19 protein-coding genes are annotated in these 20,479 nt (G+C 73.4%); 12 read left to right on the top strand and 7 right to left on the bottom strand.

What is annotated here, in order from left to right; genetic code table 11:
• Positions 1-22: 22 nt before the first annotated feature.
• Entirely contained in the window at positions 23-1,957 is a 1,935-nt protein-coding gene (locus BGP03_RS10965) for a S9 family peptidase (RefSeq protein ID WP_298798766.1), read from the top strand.
• Here the strand turns inward: BGP03_RS10965 and BGP03_RS10960 are convergent.
• From BGP03_RS10960 to BGP03_RS10945, 4 genes are all read right to left on the bottom strand, one after another.
• A complete protein-coding gene (locus BGP03_RS10960; RefSeq protein ID WP_298798769.1) occupies positions 1,954-2,859 on the bottom strand; it encodes an amino acid ABC transporter permease in 906 nt (301 codons plus the stop codon). The two genes, BGP03_RS10965 and BGP03_RS10960, sit on opposite strands and share 4 nt — an antisense overlap.
• Before the next feature lie 37 nt (positions 2,860-2,896).
• The gene (locus BGP03_RS10955) at positions 2,897-3,562 is read right to left on the bottom strand and encodes an amino acid ABC transporter permease (RefSeq protein ID WP_296371122.1); all 666 of its coding nucleotides are present in this window, start codon (positions 3,560-3,562) and stop codon (positions 2,897-2,899) included.
• Between the two features lie 79 nt (positions 3,563-3,641).
• A complete protein-coding gene (locus BGP03_RS10950; protein ID WP_296371120.1) occupies positions 3,642-4,541 on the bottom strand; it encodes a glutamate ABC transporter substrate-binding protein in 900 nt (299 codons plus the stop codon).
• Positions 4,542-4,575: 34 nt separating this feature from the next.
• Positions 4,576-5,304 carry an amino acid ABC transporter ATP-binding protein gene (locus BGP03_RS10945; RefSeq protein WP_296371118.1) on the bottom strand — a complete coding sequence of 243 codons (729 nt, stop codon included), beginning with the start codon at positions 5,302-5,304 and terminating at the stop codon, positions 4,576-4,578.
• Positions 5,305-5,439: 135 nt separating this feature from the next.
• On the opposite strand from BGP03_RS10945, the gene BGP03_RS10940 reads away from it, so the two are divergent.
• A complete protein-coding gene (locus tag BGP03_RS10940; protein ID WP_296371115.1) occupies positions 5,440-6,117 on the top strand; it encodes a response regulator transcription factor in 678 nt (225 codons plus the stop codon).
• Positions 6,118-6,119: 2 nt separating this feature from the next.
• Positions 6,120-7,571, top strand: coding sequence for a HAMP domain-containing sensor histidine kinase (locus BGP03_RS10935; protein WP_298798772.1), 1,452 nt, complete (start codon positions 6,120-6,122; stop codon positions 7,569-7,571).
• A gap of 31 nt (positions 7,572-7,602) precedes the next feature.
• Here BGP03_RS10935 and BGP03_RS10930 read toward each other — a convergent pair whose 3' ends face one another.
• Positions 7,603-8,553, bottom strand: coding sequence for a TAXI family TRAP transporter solute-binding subunit (locus BGP03_RS10930; protein ID WP_298798774.1), 951 nt, complete (start codon positions 8,551-8,553; stop codon positions 7,603-7,605).
• 59 nt (positions 8,554-8,612) lie between these two features.
• Here BGP03_RS10930 and miaB point away from each other — a divergent pair, with 59 nt between their 5' ends.
• Both miaB and BGP03_RS10920 read left to right on the top strand, forming a co-directional pair.
• Positions 8,613-10,067, top strand: coding sequence for a tRNA (N6-isopentenyl adenosine(37)-C2)-methylthiotransferase MiaB (gene miaB / locus BGP03_RS10925; RefSeq protein WP_296371109.1), 1,455 nt, complete (start codon positions 8,613-8,615; stop codon positions 10,065-10,067).
• Entirely contained in the window at positions 10,067-10,534 is a 468-nt protein-coding gene (locus BGP03_RS10920) for a hypothetical protein (protein ID WP_296371107.1), read from the top strand. The genes miaB and BGP03_RS10920 overlap by 1 nt, the downstream gene beginning before the upstream one ends.
• A 445-nt stretch (positions 10,535-10,979) precedes the next feature.
• Here the strand turns inward: BGP03_RS10920 and BGP03_RS10915 are convergent, their stop codons facing one another.
• Positions 10,980-12,152 carry a DUF349 domain-containing protein gene (locus BGP03_RS10915; protein ID WP_298798790.1) on the bottom strand — a complete coding sequence of 391 codons (1,173 nt, stop codon included), beginning with the start codon at positions 12,150-12,152 and terminating at the stop codon, positions 10,980-10,982.
• Positions 12,153-13,041: 889 nt separating this feature from the next.
• On the opposite strand from BGP03_RS10915, the gene BGP03_RS10910 reads away from it, so the two are divergent.
• The 6 genes from BGP03_RS10910 to BGP03_RS10885 all read left to right on the top strand — a co-directional run bounded on the left by BGP03_RS10910 (position 13,042) and on the right by BGP03_RS10885 (position 18,849).
• Positions 13,042-13,737, top strand: coding sequence for a hypothetical protein (locus tag BGP03_RS10910; RefSeq protein ID WP_363093584.1), 696 nt, complete (start codon positions 13,042-13,044; stop codon positions 13,735-13,737).
• Complete coding sequence (gene miaA, locus BGP03_RS10905) at positions 13,734-14,642, top strand: tRNA (adenosine(37)-N6)-dimethylallyltransferase MiaA (protein WP_296371253.1); 909 nt, start codon at positions 13,734-13,736, stop codon at positions 14,640-14,642. The genes BGP03_RS10910 and miaA overlap by 4 nt, the downstream gene beginning before the upstream one ends.
• Before the next feature lies 1 nt (position 14,643).
• Positions 14,644-15,468, top strand: coding sequence for a diaminopimelate epimerase (gene dapF, locus BGP03_RS10900; RefSeq protein WP_296371103.1), 825 nt, complete (start codon positions 14,644-14,646; stop codon positions 15,466-15,468).
• Positions 15,469-15,515: 47 nt separating this feature from the next.
• The gene (gene hflX / locus BGP03_RS10895) at positions 15,516-16,964 is read left to right on the top strand and encodes a GTPase HflX (protein WP_296371101.1); all 1,449 of its coding nucleotides are present in this window, start codon (positions 15,516-15,518) and stop codon (positions 16,962-16,964) included.
• A 110-nt stretch (positions 16,965-17,074) separates the two neighbouring features.
• Positions 17,075-17,938 (top strand): hypothetical protein, encoded by an 864-nt coding sequence (locus tag BGP03_RS10890; protein WP_298798777.1) that lies wholly within the window; start codon positions 17,075-17,077, stop codon positions 17,936-17,938.
• Between the two features lie 89 nt (positions 17,939-18,027).
• Positions 18,028-18,849: a universal stress protein gene (locus tag BGP03_RS10885; RefSeq protein ID WP_296371097.1), complete on the top strand. Its 822-nt coding sequence runs from the start codon at positions 18,028-18,030 to the stop codon at positions 18,847-18,849.
• Between the two features lie 3 nt (positions 18,850-18,852).
• Here the strand turns inward: BGP03_RS10885 and lexA are convergent, their stop codons facing one another.
• The gene (lexA, locus tag BGP03_RS10880) at positions 18,853-19,527 is read right to left on the bottom strand and encodes a transcriptional repressor LexA (RefSeq protein WP_298798791.1); all 675 of its coding nucleotides are present in this window, start codon (positions 19,525-19,527) and stop codon (positions 18,853-18,855) included.
• Between the two features lie 304 nt (positions 19,528-19,831).
• Between lexA and BGP03_RS10875 the strand changes: the two genes are divergently transcribed.
• Entirely contained in the window at positions 19,832-20,383 is a 552-nt protein-coding gene (locus BGP03_RS10875; RefSeq protein WP_296371095.1) for a hypothetical protein, read from the top strand.
• The last annotated feature ends 96 nt before the right edge of the window (positions 20,384-20,479 follow it).

The following is a 20,479-nucleotide window of genomic DNA, read 5'->3' as shown; positions in this document are numbered from 1 at the left end:
CGGGGCACTAGCGTGGTGAGACGTGACGACCGCGCCCTTCGGCTCCTGGCCCACCCCCATCACGTCCGAGCTGGTCGTGTCCGCCGCCGTGCGGCTCGGGGCGCTGCACCTCGACGGCGACGACGTCGTGTGGGACGAGGGCCGGCCGTCCGAGGGTGGTCGCACCCAGATCGTGCGCCGCACCCCCGACAACACCACCACCGACCTGCTGCCCGACGGCATGAACGCCCGCAGCGCCGTCCACGAGTACGGCGGGGCCGCCTGGTGGGCGCGCGACGGCGTGGTCTGGTTCGTGAACTGGGACGACCAGCGCCTCTACCGGCTGGCCGACGGCGGGGCCACCCCGCTGACCCCGGAGCCCGCCACGCCGCGCGCCGACCGCTACGCCGACGGCGACCTCTCCACGGACGGGGCCACGGTCGTCTGCGTCCGGGAGCACCACGACGGCCCGGCGGCCACCGACGTCCGCAACGAGATCGTGCGGCTCGACGCCCGGACGCCGGGCACCCCCGAGGTGCTGGTCACGGGCCCGGACTTCGTCGCGGCGCCCCGCGTCAGCCCAGATGGCCTCCACCTCGCCTGGGTGCAGTGGAACCACCCGTCGATGCCGTGGGACTCCACCGAGCTGGTGGTCCGCAACCTGCGGACCGGGGAGGAGACGGTCATCGCGGGCGGGAAGGGCGAGTCGGTCGCCGAGCCCCGCTGGCAGGCCGACGGGTCGCTGTGGTTCCTCAGCGACCGCACCGACTGGTGGAACCTCTACCGCTGCGCGCCCGGCGTGGACATCGAGCCCGTCGTGCGCATCGACGCCGAGATCGGTGTGCCCGCCTGGGTGTTCGGGTCCGCGCGGTACGCGGTGCGCCCCGACGGCTCGACGGTGTTCGCGCGCCGCCGCAACGGCTACGACGGGCTCGTCCTGCGCTCGGCCGACGGCACCCTCACCGACATCGACACGCCGTTCTCGCTGTTCGGAGCGCTGCGCGCGGCCCCGGACGGCACGGTGGTGGTGCTGGCGGGCGCGCCGGAGCAGGAGGTCGGGGTGCACCGGATCGACCCCGGCACCGGTGCCGTCGAGGCGCTGCGCGCGCCGCGCGACCTGCGGGTGGACCCCGGCTACCTCTCGGTGCCCGAGCACATCACGTTCCCCTCCGACGACGGCCGCACCGCCCACGCGCTGTTCTACCCACCGGCCAACCCCGACCGCACCGGCCCCGACGGGGCCCTTCCCCCGCTGCTCGTCGAGATCCACGGCGGGCCCACGTCGTCGGCGGTGCCGGTGCTGAGCACGTCGGTCCAGTACTGGACGAGCCGCGGCTTCGCCGTCGTCGACGTGAACTACGGCGGCTCCACCGGCTACGGGCGCGCGTTCCGGGAGGAGCTGCTCGGCAACTGGGGCGTCGTCGACGTCGCCGACTGCCTGGCCGCCGCCCGCTGGCTCGCCGCCCGCGGCCGCGTCGACGGCGGCCGCATGGCGATCCGCGGCGGCTCGGCCGGCGGCTTCACCACCCTGGCCGCCCTGGCCCGCGACGACACCCCGTTCGCGGCCGGCGCCGACCACTTCGGCGTCGCCGACCTGGAGGCGCTGGCCACCGACACCCACAAGTTCGAGAGCCGCTACCTCGACCGCCTCGTCGGCCCCTACCCGCAGGACCGCGACGTCTACGTGGAGCGCTCGCCGATCCACCACGTCGAGCGGTTCACGAAGCCGCTGATCGTGTTGCAGGGCATGCAGGACCCGATCGTCCCGCCCAACCAGAGCGAGAAGATCGTCGACGCGCTGCGCGAGCGCAAGGTCCCCGTCGCCTACCTGCTGTTCGACGGCGAGCAGCACGGCTTCCGCCGCTCGGAGAACATCCGCCGGGCCCTGGACGCGGAGCTGAGCTTCTACGCCCAGGTGCTCGGCTTCAACCTCCCGGCGGAGGAGGGCATCGAGCCGGTGGTGGTGGAGAACCTCTAGTCGGCGCCGCGGCCGATTCCGGCGTCCACCAGGACCGGAGGTGTCGCGACGTCGGCCACCGCCTTCTTCGACCGCGACGAGCGCCGGTCGATGTACTCCGCCAGCTTGCCCAGCGAGTAGTTGATCAGAATGAACACGATCGCCACGGCGAGGTACATCTGCAGCGGCAGGTTGATGCCCTCCGAACCACCGAAGAACTGGATCACCGTGTTCGCGGCCCGGACGAACTCCGAGAACCCCGCGACCACCAGGAAGCCCAGCGACGTGTCCTTGACGATCACCACGAGCTGGCTGATCAGGGCGGGGAGCATGATCCGGAACGCCTGCGGGAGCAGGATCAGCCGCAGCACCTGGAACCGCGACATCCCGACGGCGTACGCCGCCTCGGACTGACCGCGCGGCAGCGCCGCGATGCCCGAACGGAGGATCTCCGCGATGATCACGCAGTTGTAGGCCGTCAGCCCGATCACCAGGTACCACAGCGGCGGCAGCTTGACGCCCAGCTCCGGCAGCACCCGCGAGGCGAAGTAGATCGTGATCACCACGGGCAGGCCGCGCAGCAGCTCCACGACGCCCACCACGAGCCAGCGGTAGGCGGGGGTGCTCGTGAACCGCAGGACCGACAGCACGGTGCCGATCGCGAGTGCGAGCACGAGGGTGATCGCCGCGGCCTCGACGGTGACGAGCAGGCCGGTGCCGAGGGACTTCCACACCGCGAGGAAGTACTGGTTGCCCGGGTTGAAGATCGGGCCCCACTTCGCGCTGTCCAGCTGCCCGTTGCGGCCCAGCTGGACGATCGCGAGGGCCACGACGCCGGCCAGCGCCACGAGGGCGATGACCGTGAAGATCAGCGTGTTCCGGCGGGCGCGCGGACCCGGGGCGTCGTAGAGGACGGAGCTCATGTCGCCTCCACGGGGCGGAGTGTGTCGCCGGAAGCGGTCATCGCTTCACCTCGATCTTCCGCTCGATGACGCCGAGCGCGATGCCGGCGGGGATGGTGATGACGAGGTACGCGATGGCCACGCCGGTGAGGCTCGACAGCGCCGAGTAGCCCAGCGCCGTGTTGCCCGCGTCGACCGAGAACAGCTCCCCGGTCACGCCGAACGCGCCCACGATGGCGGAGTTCTTGATCATCGCGATGATCACGCTGCCCAGCGGCGGCACGACCGTGCGGAACGCCTGCGGCAGCACGACGGTGCCCAGCGTCTGCTGGAACGTCAGTCCTACCGCGCGGGCGGCCTCGGCCTGACCGGGGGGCACCGAGTTGATGCCCGAGCGCACCGCTTCGCACACGAAGGCGGCGGTGTAGCAGATCAGGCCCGCCACACCCGGCCAGAAGAAGGCGTTGCCGCCGAACGTCGGGAAGACGATGCCGACCTGCGGCAGACCGAACGCGAAGATGAACAGGGTCACGACGAGCGGGGAGTTGCGGAAGACGGTGACCCACGCCTGCCCGACGAAGCGCAGCGGCGGCACGGGGGAGACCCGGAAGGCGGCGAGGACCGTGCCGAGGATCAGGGCGCCGATCGCGGCGAACAGGCAGAGGCGGAGCGTTCCGAGGAACCCGCCGACGAACCGCGGGAACTCCGCGATCAGAGCGTCCACACTGGACTCCTACTGGGGGTCGAGACGACACGAGGTGCGCGGCCGTACGGCCGCGCACCTCGTCGTGGTCGTGCGGTGATCAGCTGCAGGGGTCAGCCGGCGGCAGCGCCGGAACCGCGCCCTGCACCTTGCCCGCCGAGCCCGTCCACGCGGCCGCGTAGCTGCCGTCGGTGACCGAGTCCTTGAGGGCCGTGTCGATGAACTCGCAGAACTTCGTGTCGCCCTTCTTGATGCCGATGCCGTAGGGCTCCTTGGTGAAGGTCTTGCCGACCAGCTTGAACGCACCCTGGCTGGAGTCCACCAGCCCGCTCAGGATCACGTTGTCGGTGGTGACCGCCTCGACCTGACCGTTGCGGAGCGCATCGGCGCACTTGGAGTAGACGTCGAAGAGCACGATGTTGCCCGCGTCGACGTACTTCTCGATCGTCTTGGCCGGCGTCGAACCGCTGACCGAGCACACGCGGGCCTTGGCCGTCTTCAGCGAGTCCGGACCGGTGATCGTGGTGTTGTCGGCCTTGACCATGAGGTCCTGGCCTGCGACGTAGTACGGGCCCGCGAACGAGATCTTCTGCTTGCGGGCGTCGTTGATCGTGTAGGTGGCGACGACCATGTCGACCTGGTCGTTCGTGATGACGTCCTCACGGATCTTCGACGGCGTCTCGGTGTAGGTGATCTTGTCGGCCGGGATGCCCAGCTTGGCGGCGACGATCTTGGCGATCTCGACATCGAAGCCGACCGGGTTGCCGTCGAGGCCCTTGAGGCCGAACAGCGGCTGGTCGAACTTGGTGCCGACGCGGATCGTGCCGGCCGACTGGAGCTTGGCCATCGTCGTGCCGGCCTCGAAGGTGGCGCCCTGGGCGACGGACGGAGCCGACCCTGACGAGCCGAGGCTGGCCTGCTCCCCACAGGCGGCGAGGGTGGCGGTGAGCGCCACGGCGGCGGCGATCACCCCGGTGCGGGCGAGATGCGAGAGACGCATGATGGAGCAGGGTCCTTCCGTCGGGGCGGAGCGGCTAGTGGGTGAGGATCTTGCCGAGGAAGTCCTTGGCACGATCGGTCGTGGGGCTGGTGAAGAACGTCTCCGGGGTGGCGTCCTCGACGATCTCGCCGTCGGCCATGAACAGCACGCGGTTGGCCGCGCGGCGGGCGAAGCCCATCTCGTGGGTGACCACGAGCATGGTCATGCCGTCGGCGGCCAGCGTGGTCATCACGTCGAGGACCTCGTTGACCATCTCGGGGTCCAGCGCCGAGGTGGGCTCGTCGAACAGCATGACCTTGGGCTTCATGGCCAGCGCCCGGGCGATCGCGACGCGCTGCTGCTGCCCGCCCGAGAGCTGGGCGGGGTACTTGTCCTTCTGGTTGGCGATGCCGACGCGCTCCAGCAGGGCGAGCCCGGCCTTCTCGGCGTCGGCCTTCTTCGTGCCGCGCACCTTCATCGGGGCGAGGGTGACGTTCTCGAGGATCGTCTTGTGGGCGAAGAGGTTGAAGCTCTGGAACACCATGCCCACGTCGGCCCGCAACCCGGCCAGGGCCTTGCCCTCGGCGGGGAGCAGCTCGCCGTCGATGGCGATCTCCCCGCTGTCGATGGGCTCGAGCCGGTTGATGGCCCGGCACAGTGTGGACTTCCCGGATCCCGACGGGCCCAGCACGACCACGACCTGACCGGCCTCGACCTCCAGGTTGATGTCACGCAGGACGTGGAGGTCGCCGAAGTGCTTGTCGACGCCTGTCATACGGATCATAGGCATCCGAATCATCGGCTTCGTGCTCATGTGGGGCCTCCGGGCATATCGGGACGCTAGGCGGGATCGGATATCCGAGTCCAGCGTCTTGAGCAACCCATAGGGTTGCGATCGGATGACGGACGGGGGGATCAGGTGCACATCCTGCTCGTGGAGGACGACGACCGCGTCGCGGCGGCGCTGCGGCCGGCGCTGCACCGGCACGGCATGACGACGACGCGGCTGTCGGTGGGGCGCGGGGCGGTGGACCATCTCGCCGACGTCGACGTGGTGCTGCTCGACCTCGGCCTGCCCGACATCGACGGGGTCGACGTCTGCCGCGCGATCCGCGAGGTCAGCGAGGTGCCGATCATCGTGGTGTCGGCGCGCGGCGAGGTCGACGACCGCATCCTCGGCCTGCACTCCGGGGCCGACGACTACCTCGTCAAGCCCTACGACATCGGTGAGCTCGTGGCCCGGGTACACACGGTCTACCGGCGCAGCCGGGTCGGCCCGTCGGCCACCGCTGACGTCGTGCAGGTCGCCGACGTCAGCGTGGACCTGCAGCGCCACACCGTCACCGTCGGGGGTGAGCCGGTGTCGTTGACGCGCAAGGAGTTCCAGGTGCTGGCGATGCTCGCGAGCTCCGGCGGGGCGGTGTGCACCCGCAACCGGATCGTCGCCGAGGTGTGGGGGCGCACCTGGGCCGGCGCCAACCGCACGCTCGACGTGCACGTGGCCACGCTGCGCACGAAGCTGGGCCGCGCCGACCTCGTGCAGACCGTGCGCGGCGTCGGCTACCGGCTGGGTCTGCCCGGGGCCGAGGACGGCTGATCATGCGCGGCCGGCTGCTGTTGATCATCATGGTGCTCGTCGGGCTGCTGGCCGCCGGGCTGGGGATCCCGCTCGCGCTGAGCAACGCGCAGGCCGACCAGTCGCGGATGTTCACCGACCGGCTCACCGACACGGTCTACTACGCCTCGCTCGCCGAGCGAGCCCTCGTCGACGACGACCCGACTGGGCTCGCCGACGAGCTGAAGCGCTACGACTCCGTCTACGGAGTGGCGGTGACGGTGCTCGGCCGCGACGGCAAGCAGGTCGCCTCCTCGCGCGACCCCGCTCCGACGCTGGACGCCGACGGCCGCAACCGGGTGGCCCTCGCGCTGGCCAACCGCCGCTCGGATCCCTACGACCTGCGGTTCCCCTGGGACACCCGGCCGCTGGTGCTCGCGGAGCCGGTGCTGGTCGACAGCGAGGTGCGGGGCGCGACGGTCACGGTCTCGCCCACCGACGACCTGCGTGCCGGCGAGATCAAGGTGTGGTCGCTCGTGGCGGCGGCCGGGCTGCTGGCACTCGCACTGGCCGTGCTGGTGGCGCTGCCGATCGTGCGCTGGATCCTGCGCCCCGTGCGCCGGCTCGACGAGGGCACCGGCCGGGTAGCCGCGGCCGTCCTGGCCGGGGCGAACGCCGAGCCGGTGGCCGACGGCACCGGGCCGCCCGAGCTGCGCCAGCTCTCGGAGTCGTTCGACCGCATGGCCGAGACCGTCACCCAGGCCTACTCGGCCCAGCGCACGTTCGTCGCCGACGCGAGCCACCAGCTGCGCAACCCGCTGACGGCGCTGCGGCTGCGGCTGTCCAACCTGGACGGCCACGTCGACCCGTCGGGCACGGAGGACCAGGTGGCGGCGCTCGAGGAGGCGGAGCGGTTGTCCACGCTGCTCGACGGCCTGCTCGCCCTGGCCCGGGCCGAGCGCACCAACCCGCTCGTCACCGTCGACGTCGACGCGGGGGTGGCCGACCGGATCGAGGCGTGGCGCCCGCTGGCCGAGCACACCGGGCTGCGCCTGGAGCGCACCGGCACGCCCGCGCTGCGGGCCCTGGGGCCGGCCGGGGTGATCGAGACGGTGCTGGACGCCGTGCTCGACAACGCGGTGAAGTTCTCGCCCCCGGGCACCACGATCGACGTCGACACCCGCGCCGGCGACGGCCACGTCGAGGTGGCGGTGCGCGACCACGGCCCCGGCATGGCCCCCGACGAGCTGGAACGTGCCACCCACCGGTTCTGGCGCAGCCCCGAGCAGAGCAACGTCGAGGGATCGGGCCTGGGCCTGGCGATCGCGGCCCGCACCACGGAGGTGGCGGGCGGCGAGCTGCGCCTGGAGCTGCCGGAGAGTGGTGGCCTGCGGGTGGTGGCCCGGTTGCGTGCGGCCGACGGGGACGCCGACCGCGACGGCGTTGCGTGGGAGCAGACAGCAGGTCGTGCGCGGAAATCAGTGCCAGGGCACTGATTTCCGCGCACGGGCGGCGAAGCCGCAGCCCTCAGGAGTCGGCGTTCTTCGCCTCGCGGTAGAAGGCCTCCGCGCCGGGGTGCAGGGGTACGGGCTGGGTGCCGATGGCCGCCCGCAGGTCGATGGTCAGCGCCAGCTGGATCGCCTGGGCCAGCGCGGGCTGCTGCTGGAAGAGGGCCTGGATCAACGCGTGCGCGACGTCGTCGGTCATGGCTGCGCCGACCAGCAGGAAGTTGCGCACGAGCAGGGTCTGGATCGGTTCGGGGATCGTGTAGGAGCCGGCCGGGACCGTGCCCGGCGTGTAGACGGGGTAGACCTTGCGCAGCGACTGCTGGATGTCGCCGAGGTCGAGCAACCGGATCGGCAGCCGCCGGGCGAGGTCGTCCACGGCCGGGGTGGGCAGCCCGCCCGACCAGAAGAACGCGTCGATCGTGCCCGCCTCCAGCGCGGCCACCGACTGGGTGATGCCCAGGTTCGTCGGCCGGATGCCGGTGACCGGGTCGATCCCGGTCGCGCGCAGCAGTCGCTGGGCGATCACGAGCACGCCCGAGTCGCTCGCGCCCACCGACACCCGCGCTCCGCGCAGCCCGGCGAGCGCTGTCACCGGTGAGCCGGCCGGCACCACGACGTGCACGACGTCGTCGTAGATCCGCGACAGCGCCCGTGGCGAGCGCGGGCCGTCGGGGGTGCGCCGCAGCTGGTCGGCCGCCGTGTCCACCTGGCTGATCACCACGTCCGCCCCGCCGGAGGCGAGCAGGGTCAGGTTGGCCAGCGACCCCCCCGTCGTCAGCACCTCGGTGGTGGCGGCGAGCTCGATCTGCCAGGCGCGGGCCAGCGCCGTGCCGAGCGTGAAGTAGTTGCCGCCCTTCGCGCCGGTGGCGAGCTTCAGGCGCAGGTCGGGGTAGGACCGCGAGCACCCCGGGAGCGCCGCGACCAGCCCGAGGGCGCCGAGGGCGCGGAGCACGGCGCGGCGGGTGGCCATGGCCGCATCCTGCCGTCCCCGGGGCGCGGGGTCGACCCGGCAGGGCCTACCCTCGGACGGTGGCCCGCAGTTACACCGTCCGCACCTACGGGTGCCAGATGAACGTGCACGACTCCGAACGGATGGCCGGGCTCCTCGAGTCGGCCGGTTACGTCCGGGCCGCGGCCGACACCCACGCCGACGTCGTGGTGTTCAACACGTGCGCGGTCCGGGAGAACGCCGACAACAAGCTCTACGGCAACCTCAGCCACCTCGCCCCGGTCAAGCGCGAGCACCCGGACATGCAGATCGCCGTGGGTGGCTGCCTCGCCCAGAAGGACCGCAGCGAGATCGTCCGCAAGGCCCCGTGGGTGGACGTCGTGTTCGGCACCCACAACGTGCACGCGCTGCCCGTCCTGCTGGAGCGCGCGCGGCACAACGAGGAGGCCCAGGTCGAGATCCTGGACTCCCTCGAGGTGTTCCCCTCCACGCTGCCCGCTCGCCGCGAGTCGGCCTACGCCGGCTGGGTGTCGATCTCCGTGGGCTGCAACAACACCTGCACGTTCTGCATCGTCCCGGCCCTGCGGGGCAAGGAGAAGGACCGCCGCCCCGGTGACATCCTCGCCGAGGTGCAGGCGCTGGCCGCCGACGGCGTGCTCGAGGTGACGCTGCTCGGCCAGAACGTCAACGCGTACGGCGCGGACTTCGGGGACCGGGGCGCGTTCGCCGACCTGCTGCGCGCCTGCGGTTCGGTCGAGGGGCTGGAGCGGGTCCGGTTCACCTCGCCGCACCCCCGCGACTTCACCTCCGACGTCATCGCCGCCATGGCCGAGACGCCCAACGTGTGCCCGCAGCTGCACATGCCGCTGCAGTCCGGCTCCGACGACGTGCTGCGCCGCATGCGCCGCTCCTACCGCTCGTCGCGGTTCCTCTCGATCATCGACGAGGTGCGCGCCTCGCTGCCCGACGCCGCGATCACCACCGACATCATCGTGGGGTTCCCCGGCGAGACGGAGGAGGACTTCCAGGCCACGCTCGACGTCGTCTCGGCCGCGAAGTTCGCCAGCGCGTTCACGTTCCAGTACTCGCCGCGCCCCGGCACGCCCGCCGCCACCCTGCCCGACCAGCTGCCCAAGGCCGTCGTCCAGGAGCGGTACATGCGTCTCGTCGCGCTGCAGGAGCAGATCTCCTGGGACGCCAACCGCATGCTCGAGGGCACGGTCGTCGAAGTGCTCGTGGCCGCGGGGGAGGGCAAGAAGGACAGTGCCACCCACCGGCTCTCCGGCCGCGCCCGCGACGGGCGGCTGGTGCACTTCGCCCCCGGTACCGCGGAGATCCGCCCCGGCGACGTCGTCGAGGTCGCGATCGGCTACGGCGCCCCCCACCACCTCGTCGCCGACGGGCCGGTGCTCCGCCACCGCCGCACCCGCGCGGGCGACGCGCACGACCGACCCACCCCCACCGCGACCGGACTGGGCCTGCCGAGCTTCGGCGCCCCCGCCCCGCTCGCCCCGACCACCGGATGTGGAGCCTGATGAGCGACGTGCCTGAGGAGCTCACGAAGCTCGATCGCGAGCTCAGGGGGGTGACCCGGCGTGTGGAGCAGCGGATCGACCCCGGAACCACGGCCCTGACGGTGTCGATCGCCATGTTCGTGCTGATCGGGTCCCTGTTCCTGCCGTGGACCGGTTCCGCGCTGGGCTGGCAGGTGCTCTCGGGCGTCGAGGTGTTCGGCCTGCTGCCCCGCCTGTTCAGCTTCACCTCGCTCGGCTTCGGCCTGGTGGTGTCCGCGCTGGCGCTGGCCACCCGCTGGTGGGGCCTGGCCTGGCTCGCCGCCGCCGGCTGCGGCATCTCGATCATCACGGGGATCTGGGCGATCTGGTCGCGGCAGACCGGCGTGCTCTCCGGCGGTACCGGCCCCGGCATCGGCCTGATCCTGACGGTGCTCACCATGATCGTCCTGGTGGGCTGCTGGGTGCGCATCGCCTTCCGCCGCCCCTAGATCACCAGCTCCCACCGAGCCGGTGATCACGACGCGAGCGCGGCGGCGGCGAGGGCGGCCCGGATCTCGCCGATGACGTAGGCCGGGCGGTGGGTGAGGACGTGCCAGGTGAACCTCAGCAGGTCCCACGTCGCCCGCACGAGCGTTGCCCTCGTGCCGGCCGGCCCTGAACCGTTCGACGTCCATGTGCCACGCCCAGCCGTCGACCTCGACGGCCACCCGGGCGCCGGGGAACGCGAAGTCGATCACCGAGGGCCCGAACGGCCTGCCGTGCACCCAGCCGCTGACGCCCGCCTCCCTGAGGAGCTTGATCGTGAGGCGTTCGGCGGCGGAGTCGGCCCGGTCGGCGGCGACGGTGACGTCGGATCGGGTGGACATGCCCGAAGAACGAGGGCCGGACCCCCGACCGCGTGGGCTTTTCGGCCAGCTCACGATCATGGGGCTGTCAGCGGTGCTGGACCGCCTTCTCCGCGGTCTCGGCCCACTCCCGCCACTGCGCGGCCTGGGCCTCGGCCTCCTCGGCGCGCTTGGTCCTGCCGGCCGCGCGGGCCTTCTCGGCCTGGGCCTCGAACTGCGCCACGCGCTCCTTGAACTGCGCCACGCGCGCCTCGGCCTCCGGGTCGGTGCGACGCCACTGGCGGTCGGCGGCCTCGCGCACCTTCTCCTCGACGGCCCGCAGCCGGGCGTCGAGGGGGCGGATGTCGTCGCGGGGGACCTTACCGATCTCCTCCCAGCGCTCCTGGATGCCGCGCAGGGCCGCGCGGGCGCCGGACGGGTCGGAGGTGTCGATCTTCTCCGCTTCCACGAGCAGCGCCTTCTTCGCCTCGGCGTTGGCGGCGAACTCGGCGTCCCGCTCGTCGAAGGTGGCCGACCGGCGCGCGAAGAACGCGTCCTGGGCCCCCCGGAACCGCTGCCAGAGGGCGTCGTCGGCGTCCTTGTGGGCGCGGCCCGCGGCCTTCCACTCCGTCATGAGGTCGCGGAAGCGGGCGGCGGTGGGGCCCCAGTCGTCGGAGTCGGCGAGCTTCTCCGCCTCCGCGGCGAGCTCCGCCTTGCGGTCCTTGGCGCCGGCGCGCTGGCGGTCGAGGTCGGCGAAGTGCGAGCCCCGGCGCCGGTTGAACGCCTCACGCGCCTTGGAGAACCGCTTCCACAGCAGCTCGTCGGTCTTGCGGTCGATGCCGCGGATGGTGCGCCACTCGTCGAGGATGGCGGTGAAGCGGTCGCCCGCCTGCTTCCACTGCGTGGCCTCCGCGGAGAGGGTCTCGGCCTCGGCGGCCAGCTCCTCCTTGCGGGCCACGGCCGCGGCGCGCTGGGCGTCGCGGGCGGAACGGGCCTCGGCCACCGACTTCCCGGCGTGCGCCACGAGGTCGTCGAGCCGGGAACCGAGGCCGGCGAGGTCGCCGACGACGGTGGCCTCGGGCAGCCCGTCCCGGAGCGTCTTCGCCGTGCTCAGGGCCTGCTTCGGCTCACCGCCGCCGGCCAGCAGCCGCGCGAACAGCAGCTCCACCTCGGTGAGCATGTCGTCGAAGCGGCGGGCGAAGTGGGCCAGGCCCTCCTCAGGCGCGCCGGCCTGCCAGGAGCCGACGACGCGTTCACCGTCGGCGGTGCGGACGTAGATCACGCCCTCCTCGTCGACCCGACCCCAGCGCGAGGGGTCGGCGCTCGCCGCCGCGACGGGCGAGGGCTGTGCAGCCGGATGGGCCGTCGCCGGTTCGGTGGAGCGCGCCGCGGAGGGCGCGGTGGCCGCCGGGCGGGCCGCGGCCGGCGGCGGCGCCGGCACCGCGGGCGGACCCGGGCGGGGCGGGGCCGGACGCGGGGGAGCAGGCCGGGGCGGAGCCGGAGTCGCGGGGGCGGGTGCCGCAGGGGCGGGCGCCGCGGGGACCGGTGTCGCGCCGGCGGGTGCCGCAGGGGCGAGTGTCGCGGGCGTCGGCGTTGCGGGCGTCGTCGGGGCCGTCGTCCCGGCGGCCGGAGCGGCATCGACGGCCGGGGCCGGCGCTTCGGGCGCCACCGTGGCCGGCGACACCGCCGCAGCGGGCTCGTCGGTCCCGGCCGCGGTGGGCACCGGGTCGGCCTCGGCCGGGTTCACGGTGGCGGGGGTCACGGGCGCCGGCGCGGGGTCGGCGGCGGCTTCGGGGACCGGGTTCGCGGCGTCGGTGAGAACCTCGGGGACCGCGGGGGGCAGTCCCGGTTCGTGGCCGGCCTCGGCGGGCCGCGCGTCCTGCGCAGGGATACCGACCACCTCGTCGGGGCCCGTTGCGTGGTCTACCGCCTGCTCCGCTGCCTGCTGCTCCGACACCGTCGTCCTCCTTGCTTTCCGGCCCGCCGCGAACGACGGGCGCCCCGCCCGGAGGCGGAGCCGTGCGCACTCGGCCGTGCCGATCGTCGGGACCGGGGCCGTGGAGCCGATTCAAGCAGTTCACGGCCGGGATCGGAACGCCTCGGACGGGCGCTGCCCAGCCAGCGGCGGCTCCCCGTCGGCGAGCCGCACTAGCCTGCTGCACGTGCTGTCGATGATCGCCGTCGTTCCTGAGCCGCCGTTGCTGCTCCCCGAGCTGGCCACGGGGGCCGCCGCGGAGACGGCGGAGCTGCGCGCGGCGTGCGTGGCGGCCGCCACCCGGCTCGCCGGCGCCGCGTCGAGGTGGGTCTGCGTGGGAGCCGACGACGGCGGTCGCCGCACCGTCACCCCCGACGCCCGGGGCAGCTTCGTCGGGTTCGGCGCGGACGTCGTGGTCGGCCTGGACACCGCGGGCTCGGAAGCGCCGGTCGACCGCCGCTTCCCGCTGCCGCTGCTGGTCGCGGGGTGGCTCGCGGGCCAGACCGGTGCGGACGTCAGCATTCGGGGTGAGCTGATCGCCCCGGACGCGTCACCGGACGAGTGCGCCGCCCTCGGCCGGGTGCTGTCAGCGGAGGACGTGGGCCTGCTCGTCGTCGGCGACGGCGCGGCCACGCACACGGAGAAGGCCCCCGGCTACCTCGACGAGCGCGCCGGCCCGTTCGACGCGTCGGTGGCCGCCGCGCTGCGCGACGCCGATCCCGCGGCGCTGGCCGCACTCGACCCCGACCTGGCGACGGCCCTGTTCGCCTCCGGCCGCGCCCCCTGGCAGGTGCTGGCCGGGGCCACGGCGGGCCGGTCGTGGAGGGGCGAGCTGCTGCACTCGTCCGTCCCGTTCGGGGTGGCCTACCACGTGGCGGTGTGGACGCCCTGAAACCGCTGATCGTCGTCGCCGGACCGACCGCCACCGGCAAGTCGGACCTGGGCCTGGCGGTGGCCGAACTGCTCGACGGCGAGATCGTCAACGCCGACGCCCTGCAGCTCTACCGCGGCCTCGACGTGGGCACGGCCAAGCTCACGGTGGCCGAGCGCCGCGGCGTGCCCCACCACCTGCTGGACGTCCTCGACGTCACCGAGACCGCGTCGGTCGCGGCCTACCAGCGCGACGCCCGCGCCGCGATCGAACGGATCCGGGCGGCCGGTCGCACACCCGTGCTCGTCGGGGGATCGGGGCTCTACGTACAGGCCGTGGTCGACGAGCTGGAGTTCCCCGGCACCGACCCCGACCTGCGCGCGGAGCTGGAGGCCGAGCTCGCCTCGCAGGGGTCGGCCGCGCTGCACGGACGGCTCGCGGCGGTCGACCCGGCTGCGGCCGCCGCGATCCTGCCGAGCAACGGCCGCCGGATCGTCCGCGCGCTGGAGGTGATCGCGCTGACCGGGCGCCCGTTCCCCGCCCGGCTGCCCGAGCACGCGGCCCCCCGCTACGACGCCGTGCTCCTGGGCGTCGACCGTCCGACGGGGGACCTCGACGTCCGGATCGCCCGCCGGGTCGCGCGGATGTTCGCCGCCGGCCTCGTCGACGAGACGCGCGGGCTGCCCGGCCTGCGCGACGGGCTCACGGCGTCGCGGGCGCTGGGCTACCAGCAGGTGCTCGCCGCACTGGACGGTCCGGGAGAGCTCGCGAACGCCGCCGCCGAGACCGTCGTCGCCACCCGGCGGTTCGTGCGCCGGCAGCGCTCCTGGTTCCGCCGCGACAAGCGGATCCACTGGCTCGACGCGGGTGAGCCCGACGTGATCGACCGGGCGCGGGCCGTGATCACCGCGCGGGTACGCTCCTGACGTGCAGTTCAGCAAGGGGCATGGCACCGAGAACGACTTCGTCGTGCTCCCCGACCCCGACGGCGGACTCGACCTCACCCCCAGCCGCGTCGCCGCCCTGTGCGACCGGCACAGGGGCCTCGGCGCGGACGGCGTCCTGCGCGTGGTCCGCTGGGAGGCGCTGGAGGAGGGCCCCGTGCCCGACCCGGACGTCGAGTGGTTCATGGACTACCGCAACGCCGACGGCAGCGTCGCGGAGATGTGCGGCAACGGCGTGCGCGTCTACGCCCGTTACCTGGAGCACCGCGGCTGGCTGCCGAAGGGCGGGTTCCGGCTCGGCACCCGCGGCGGCATCCGGGGTGTCGAGGTCGGCCTCGACCACGTCTCCGTCGACATGGGACGCGCCCGCATCGGGGAGGCCGCCACCGCGAGCCTCGACGGCCACGCGTTCCCCGGCGTCGCCGTCGACGTCGGCAACCCGCACCTGGCGTGCGTCACCGACGTGGCCATCGGCGCGCTCGACCTCACCCGCCCGCCCGGCCACGACCCGGCGCTGTTCCCGCACGGGGTCAACGTCGAGTTCGTGTCGCCGATCGTGGGCGAGGAGATCGAGATGCGGGTGCACGAGCGCGGCGTGGGGGAGACCCGGTCCTGCGGCACGGGCACGGTCGCCGCCGTGGTGGCGGCCCTGCGGCACGCCGGACGCGAGACGGGCACCATCGCCGTGCACACCCCGGGCGGGCGCCTCGGCGTCACGGTCGACGAGACCACCACCACCCTGCACGGCCCCGCGGTCCTCGTCGCCCACGGCGAGATCGACCGCGACTGGTTCGACGGGATCGTCTGAAACAAACCAGACAGCGCTCGCGTTGGCATGGGAGCATGACTGACACGATGACTGAACCCGCCCAGACTGCCTCGACGCAGTACGTCCCCACCACCGGAGACCTCGACCTCGAGGAGCGCTCGTCGCTCCGCCGCGTGGTCGGACTCTCCACCGAGCTCACCGACGTCACCGAGGTCGAGTACCGCCGGCTGCGCCTCGAGCGCGTCGTGCTCGTCGGGGTGTGGACCGAGGGCACGGCCGAGCAGGCGCGCGCGTCCATGGTCGAGCTCTCCCGCCTCGCGGAGACCGCGGGCTCCGAGGTGCTCGACGCCCTGATGCAGCGCCGCCCCAAGGCCGACCCCGCCACGTACATCGGCTCCGGCAAGGTCGACGAGCTGCGCGCCGCCGTGCAGGCGGGCGGCGCCGACACCGTGATCTGCGACGGCGAGCTCTCACCCGGCCAGCTGCGGCAGCTGGAGGAGAAGCTCAAGGTGAAGGTCATCGACCGCACCGCGCTGATCCTCGACATCTTCGCCCAGCACGCCCGCAGCCGGGACGGCAAGGCACAGGTGGAGCTCGCGCAGCTGTCCTACCTGCTCCCGCGCCTGCGCGGCTGGGGTGAGGCGCTCTCGCGCCAGGTCGGTGGACGCGCCGCGGGCGGCGTCGGCATCGGTGGTCGTGGCCCCGGTGAGACGAAGATCGAGCTCGACCGTCGCCGCATCCGCACCCGCATGTCCAAGCTGCGCCGCGAGATCGCCGCGATGAGCCAGGTCCGCAACACCCAGCGCGGGTCGCGGCGGCGCAACGAGATCCCGTCGGTGGCCATCGTCGGCTACACGAACGCGGGCAAGTCGAGCCTGCTCAACGCCCTGACCGGCGCCGGTGTGCTCGTCGAGAACGCGCTGTTCGCCACCCTCGACCCCACCACGCGTCGCACGTCCACCACCGACGGCCGCACGTTCACGCTCACCGACACCGTCGGGTTCGTCCGGCACCTGCCCCACCAGCTCGTGGAGGCGTTCCGCTCCACGCTGGAGGAGACGGCGGAGGCCGACCTGCTCGTGCACGTCGTCGACGCCTCGGACCCCCTGCCGGAGGACCAGATCAAGGCCGTCCGGCAGGTGCTCGTCGAGATCGGCGAGGAGCGGCACGGGAAGATGCCGCAGGAGCTGCTGGTGGTCAACAAGACCGACGTGGCGGGCGATCTGCAGCTCGCCCGGCTGCGCCACCTGCTGCCCGACGCGATCTTCGTCTCGGCCCACCGCGGCGACGGCATCACGCGGCTGCGGGCGCGCATCGCCGAGCTGCTGCCGCGGCCCGAGGTCGACATCGAGCTGCTGCTGCCCTACGTCGAGGGGTCGCTCGTGGCCCGCGTGCACGCCGAGGGTGACGTGCTGTCCGAGGAGCACACCCCCGACGGCACACTGCTGCACGCGCGCGTCGGCGGCGAGCTCGCCACGGCCGTGCTTCCCTTCGCCGTCCCGAACTGCGCCCCCCCGAACGGGTCCGGTCGCTGATCCGTCTCCTCCTCGCCGGTGCACTCGCCCTCTCGGGAGCGGTCGCGCCGGCCCCCCAGGTCCGGTGCACCGTCACCGATCCGCGGCTCGCCGAGCTGTCCGGGCTGGTCGTGCGCGACGGTGAGCTGTGGGCCATGGCCGACGGCGGCCGTCGCGTGGAGGTCGACCGGCTCGACCCGGCCACCTGCGCGGTCGTCGAACGGCGCACCGCGGCGATCGACCCCTACGATCCCGAGGACCTCGCACTGGGGCCCGACGGGGCGTTGTGGGTGGGCGACATCGGCGACAACGACCGCGCCCGCCGCACGGTCGCGGTGATCGTCCTGCCCGCCCGCGGTGAACCCGTCCTGCACCGGCTCACCTACCCCGACGGCCCGCACGACGCCGAGGCCCTGCTGGCCGACGCGCAGGGGCGCGTCGTGGTGGTCACCAAGGAGGTCACCGGGCTGTCCGGGATCTACCGGGCCGCGCTCGACGCCACGGCGCTGGAGAAGGTCGGCGAGGTGCGGCTGCCGGACTCGACCACCGTCGGCGGCCCCGTCGGCTCGTTCGGGGACGTGCTGGTCACCGGGGCGGCCGTGAGCGGTGACGGTCGGGTGGTGGCGCTGCGCAGCTACACCGACGCCTGGCTCTACCCGGTACCCGTCGGCGGCGACGTCGTCGAGGCCCTGGCCGGGGCGCCCGTCCAGGTCCCGCTGGGCGGGGAGCCGCAGGGCGAGGCCGTCGCGTTCGACGCCGACGGCACCCTGGTGTCGGGATCGGAGTCGCGCGGCGGGGTGGCCGGACAGATCCGGGAGGTGGCCGGTGCCGCCGCCGTCGCCCGGGACGGCACTGCCGTCGCGCCGTCGACGGAGGCGGAGGCGCCGCCGGAGCCCGCGGTGAACGCCTCGCTGATCGGCGTCGCGGCCCTGGTCGGGGTGCTGGTGCTCGGAGCCGTCGCGATGGCCGTGCACGGGGCCCGCCGCCGTCGGTGACACCTGTATCGACGACCCGTCCGTGACGGCTGGGTTACCGATCCACGCATACCGGTGTGTGCACCGCACCCGGCAGCTAGCGTGATCGGGTGCCGATCGTGACGGGCTACGAGGACACGCCCGGCGGGCACGACGCGCTGGTCCTGGGCGCGCAGCTGGCGCGGCTCACCGGGCTCGACCCGGTGGTCGCCACCGTCTACCCCGAGGACGGCCGCGGCTTCTCCGCCGTGGCCCGGGATCCGCGGTGGCGGCAGAAGGTACAGGCGGTGGCGGGTGAACGCTTCGCGCGCGCCCGCGAGTTCGTCGGCGAGGGCTGGGGGCCGGTCGAGCCGAAGTTCGCGGCACTCGGGCCGGGCCTCGCCTCGATCGTGCTCGCGGAGTACGCCGACGAGGTGGGCGCCGCCGTGCTCGTCGTCGGGTCCACCGGGCACGGGATGCTGGGCCGGCTCGCTCCCGGCCGCACCGTGCAGCGCCTGCTGCCCACCGCGAGGTGCGCGGTGGCGATCGCCCCGCGCGGCTACCGGCACATCGCCACCCGCGGGATCACGGTCGTGTCCGTGGCCTACGACGGCAGCCCCGAGGCCGACCGGGCCGTCGCCATGGCCGTGCACCTCGCCAGCCGAACCGGGGCCGCGCTGCGGTTCGTCACCGTCGCGGAGACCGAGGACGACGTCGCCGACGCGACGGCCACCGCCCACAAGGGCATCGCCTCGGCGCCGGTGGAGATCGACGCGATCGTCGACGTCGTCCGGGGGCCGGTGGCGCACGTGCTCGCCGACCTGCCCGAGCGCACCGACGTGCTGGTGGTGGGCTCGCGCGGCTACCGGCTCATGCGCCGGCTCGTGCTCGGCGGGGTGGCGGGGGTGCTGGTGCGCACCGCCCGCTATCCCGTGGTGATCGTGCCGGGCTGATCCCTACAGGCGGCGGAGCACCGCCACGACCCGGCCCAGGATGGTGGCGTCGTCACCCGGGATCGGCTCGTACGCCGGGTTGGACGGCATCAGCCAGTTGTGGCCGTCCTTGCGCTTGAACGTCTTGACGGTGGCCTCGCCGTCGATCATCGCGGCCACGATCTCGCCGTTCTCCGCCACGGGCTGCTGGCGCACGACCACCCAGTCGCCGTCGGTGATGGCCGACCCGACCATCGAGTCGCCGCGCACGTTGAGCAGGAACAGCGTGCCCTCGCCGACGATCTCGCGCGGCAGCGGGAAGACGCTCTCCACCGCCTGCTCGGCCAGGATCGGCCCACCGGCGGCGATGCTGCCCAGCAGCGGGACGAACGCCGGAGCTGGGTGCAGGTCGTTCGCGTCGGTGTCGTCGGCCGACGAGCCGTCGTCCGGCGGGCGCACGTCGACCGCGCGCGTGCGGTTGGGGTCGCGGCGCAGGTAGCCCTTCTTCTCCAGGGTGCGCAGCTGGTGGTGCACCGAGGAGGTGGACGTCAGGCCCACGGCGTCGCCGATCTCGCGCACGCTGGGCGGGTAGCCGAAGCGTTCCACCCAGTCGCGGATGACCTCCAGGACCTTGCGCTGGCGCGCCGTCAGCACCGCCGGCCGGACCGGCGGCTCCGGGAACGTACTGACCTGGGCCATGGTGGTGCGGGCCGTGGGGCCGGCCCCTGCGGCCTCGGTGCCGGGCTCGTCCCGTGCCATCGTGTTCGCTCCTCCTCGCCGATGCTGCGTGTCGCAGTGGTGGCCCGGATACGTGTTCCGGCCCGTCACCACCGCCGTCGATGCACGACCGTAGTCGTAGATCCGTCACTCGCCAAACACATGTTCGAACGACACGCGCTCAATTCTCGATTCTGTCGGTGCCCGGTGGTAGACATCGCACAGGCGTTCGTTCGAACGGCTGTTTGAGCAGCAGGGTGGCTCCTGCGGAAACGGAGACGGCGGGATGCGAGACCACACCGACGCCGAGATGTTCGGCCCCGAGACCACGCACGGCCGGACCGGGTCCGGCGCCACCCTCTCGCTCGTGCCGGCCCTCGTGCCCGCCCACGGCGAGCCCGTCCCGGACGCGCCCGGCGTGGACGACGGCGTGTCGGCGCGGCCCGGCCACCGGCCGGCGCGGCGGCGGGCGTCCGGTCCGCGGCCGGTGCGCCCCGCCGCCACGGCGGGTCGGCAGGCCCCCGGCTGCCGCACCGTCTCCCGTCCTGCCGAACGCGCCTGGCCGGAGCAGCGCTCCGGTGCACACGAGCGGGTCCTGGTGCGGGCCCCGCAGCGGGCCTCGGAGCCGCTCGCGTGGAAGTTCCGGGTGCGGCGGGCCGTCGCGGGGCTGGTGGCACTGCTGGTCACCGCGGCCGTCGTGGTCGGGCTGGGTCTGCTCGCCGACGCGGCGTCGGCGGCGCGGCACGCTCCGGCCGGACACGAGCAGACCGTCACCGTCGGGTCACTCACACCAGTGTGGACGGGTCCGGCGCAGGAGCAGGGCGTGCTCGTTCGCTGACTCTCCGGGGGTGCTGCCCCCGATGGGACGATACTCCCGCTCCGTTGGGCCCTCCGGCTTCCCCTACCCCTACATGTTGTGGTTACACTCCTGTTG

Source organism: Pseudonocardia sp. 73-21 (genome assembly GCF_001899645.1).
Lineage (GTDB): Bacteria > Actinomycetota > Actinomycetes > Mycobacteriales > Pseudonocardiaceae > Pseudonocardia.
The sequence above is the reverse complement of the archived record's forward strand: the minus strand, read 5'-3'. Positions and strand labels throughout refer to the sequence as shown.

Coding starts and splice junctions, on each gene's coding strand:
- BGP03_RS10960 (WP_298798769.1), bottom strand. CDS start 2,859: ATGAGCTCCGTCCTCTACGACGCCCCGGGTCCGCGCGCCCGCCGGAAC.
- BGP03_RS10950 (WP_296371120.1), bottom strand. CDS start 4,541: ATGCGTCTCTCGCATCTCGCCCGCACCGGGGTGATCGCCGCCGCCGTG.
- BGP03_RS10945 (WP_296371118.1), bottom strand. CDS start 5,304: ATGATCCGTATGACAGGCGTCGACAAGCACTTCGGCGACCTCCACGTC.
- BGP03_RS10935 (WP_298798772.1), top strand. CDS start 6,120: ATGCGCGGCCGGCTGCTGTTGATCATCATGGTGCTCGTCGGGCTGCTG.
- BGP03_RS10930 (WP_298798774.1), bottom strand. CDS start 8,553: ATGGCCACCCGCCGCGCCGTGCTCCGCGCCCTCGGCGCCCTCGGGCTG.
- BGP03_RS10920 (WP_296371107.1), top strand. CDS start 10,067: ATGAGCGACGTGCCTGAGGAGCTCACGAAGCTCGATCGCGAGCTCAGG.
- BGP03_RS10910 (WP_363093584.1), top strand. CDS start 13,042: ATGATCGCCGTCGTTCCTGAGCCGCCGTTGCTGCTCCCCGAGCTGGCC.
- hflX (WP_296371101.1), top strand. CDS start 15,516: ATGACTGAACCCGCCCAGACTGCCTCGACGCAGTACGTCCCCACCACC.
- lexA (WP_298798791.1), bottom strand. CDS start 19,527: ATGGCCCAGGTCAGTACGTTCCCGGAGCCGCCGGTCCGGCCGGCGGTG.
- BGP03_RS10875 (WP_296371095.1), top strand. CDS start 19,832: ATGCGAGACCACACCGACGCCGAGATGTTCGGCCCCGAGACCACGCAC.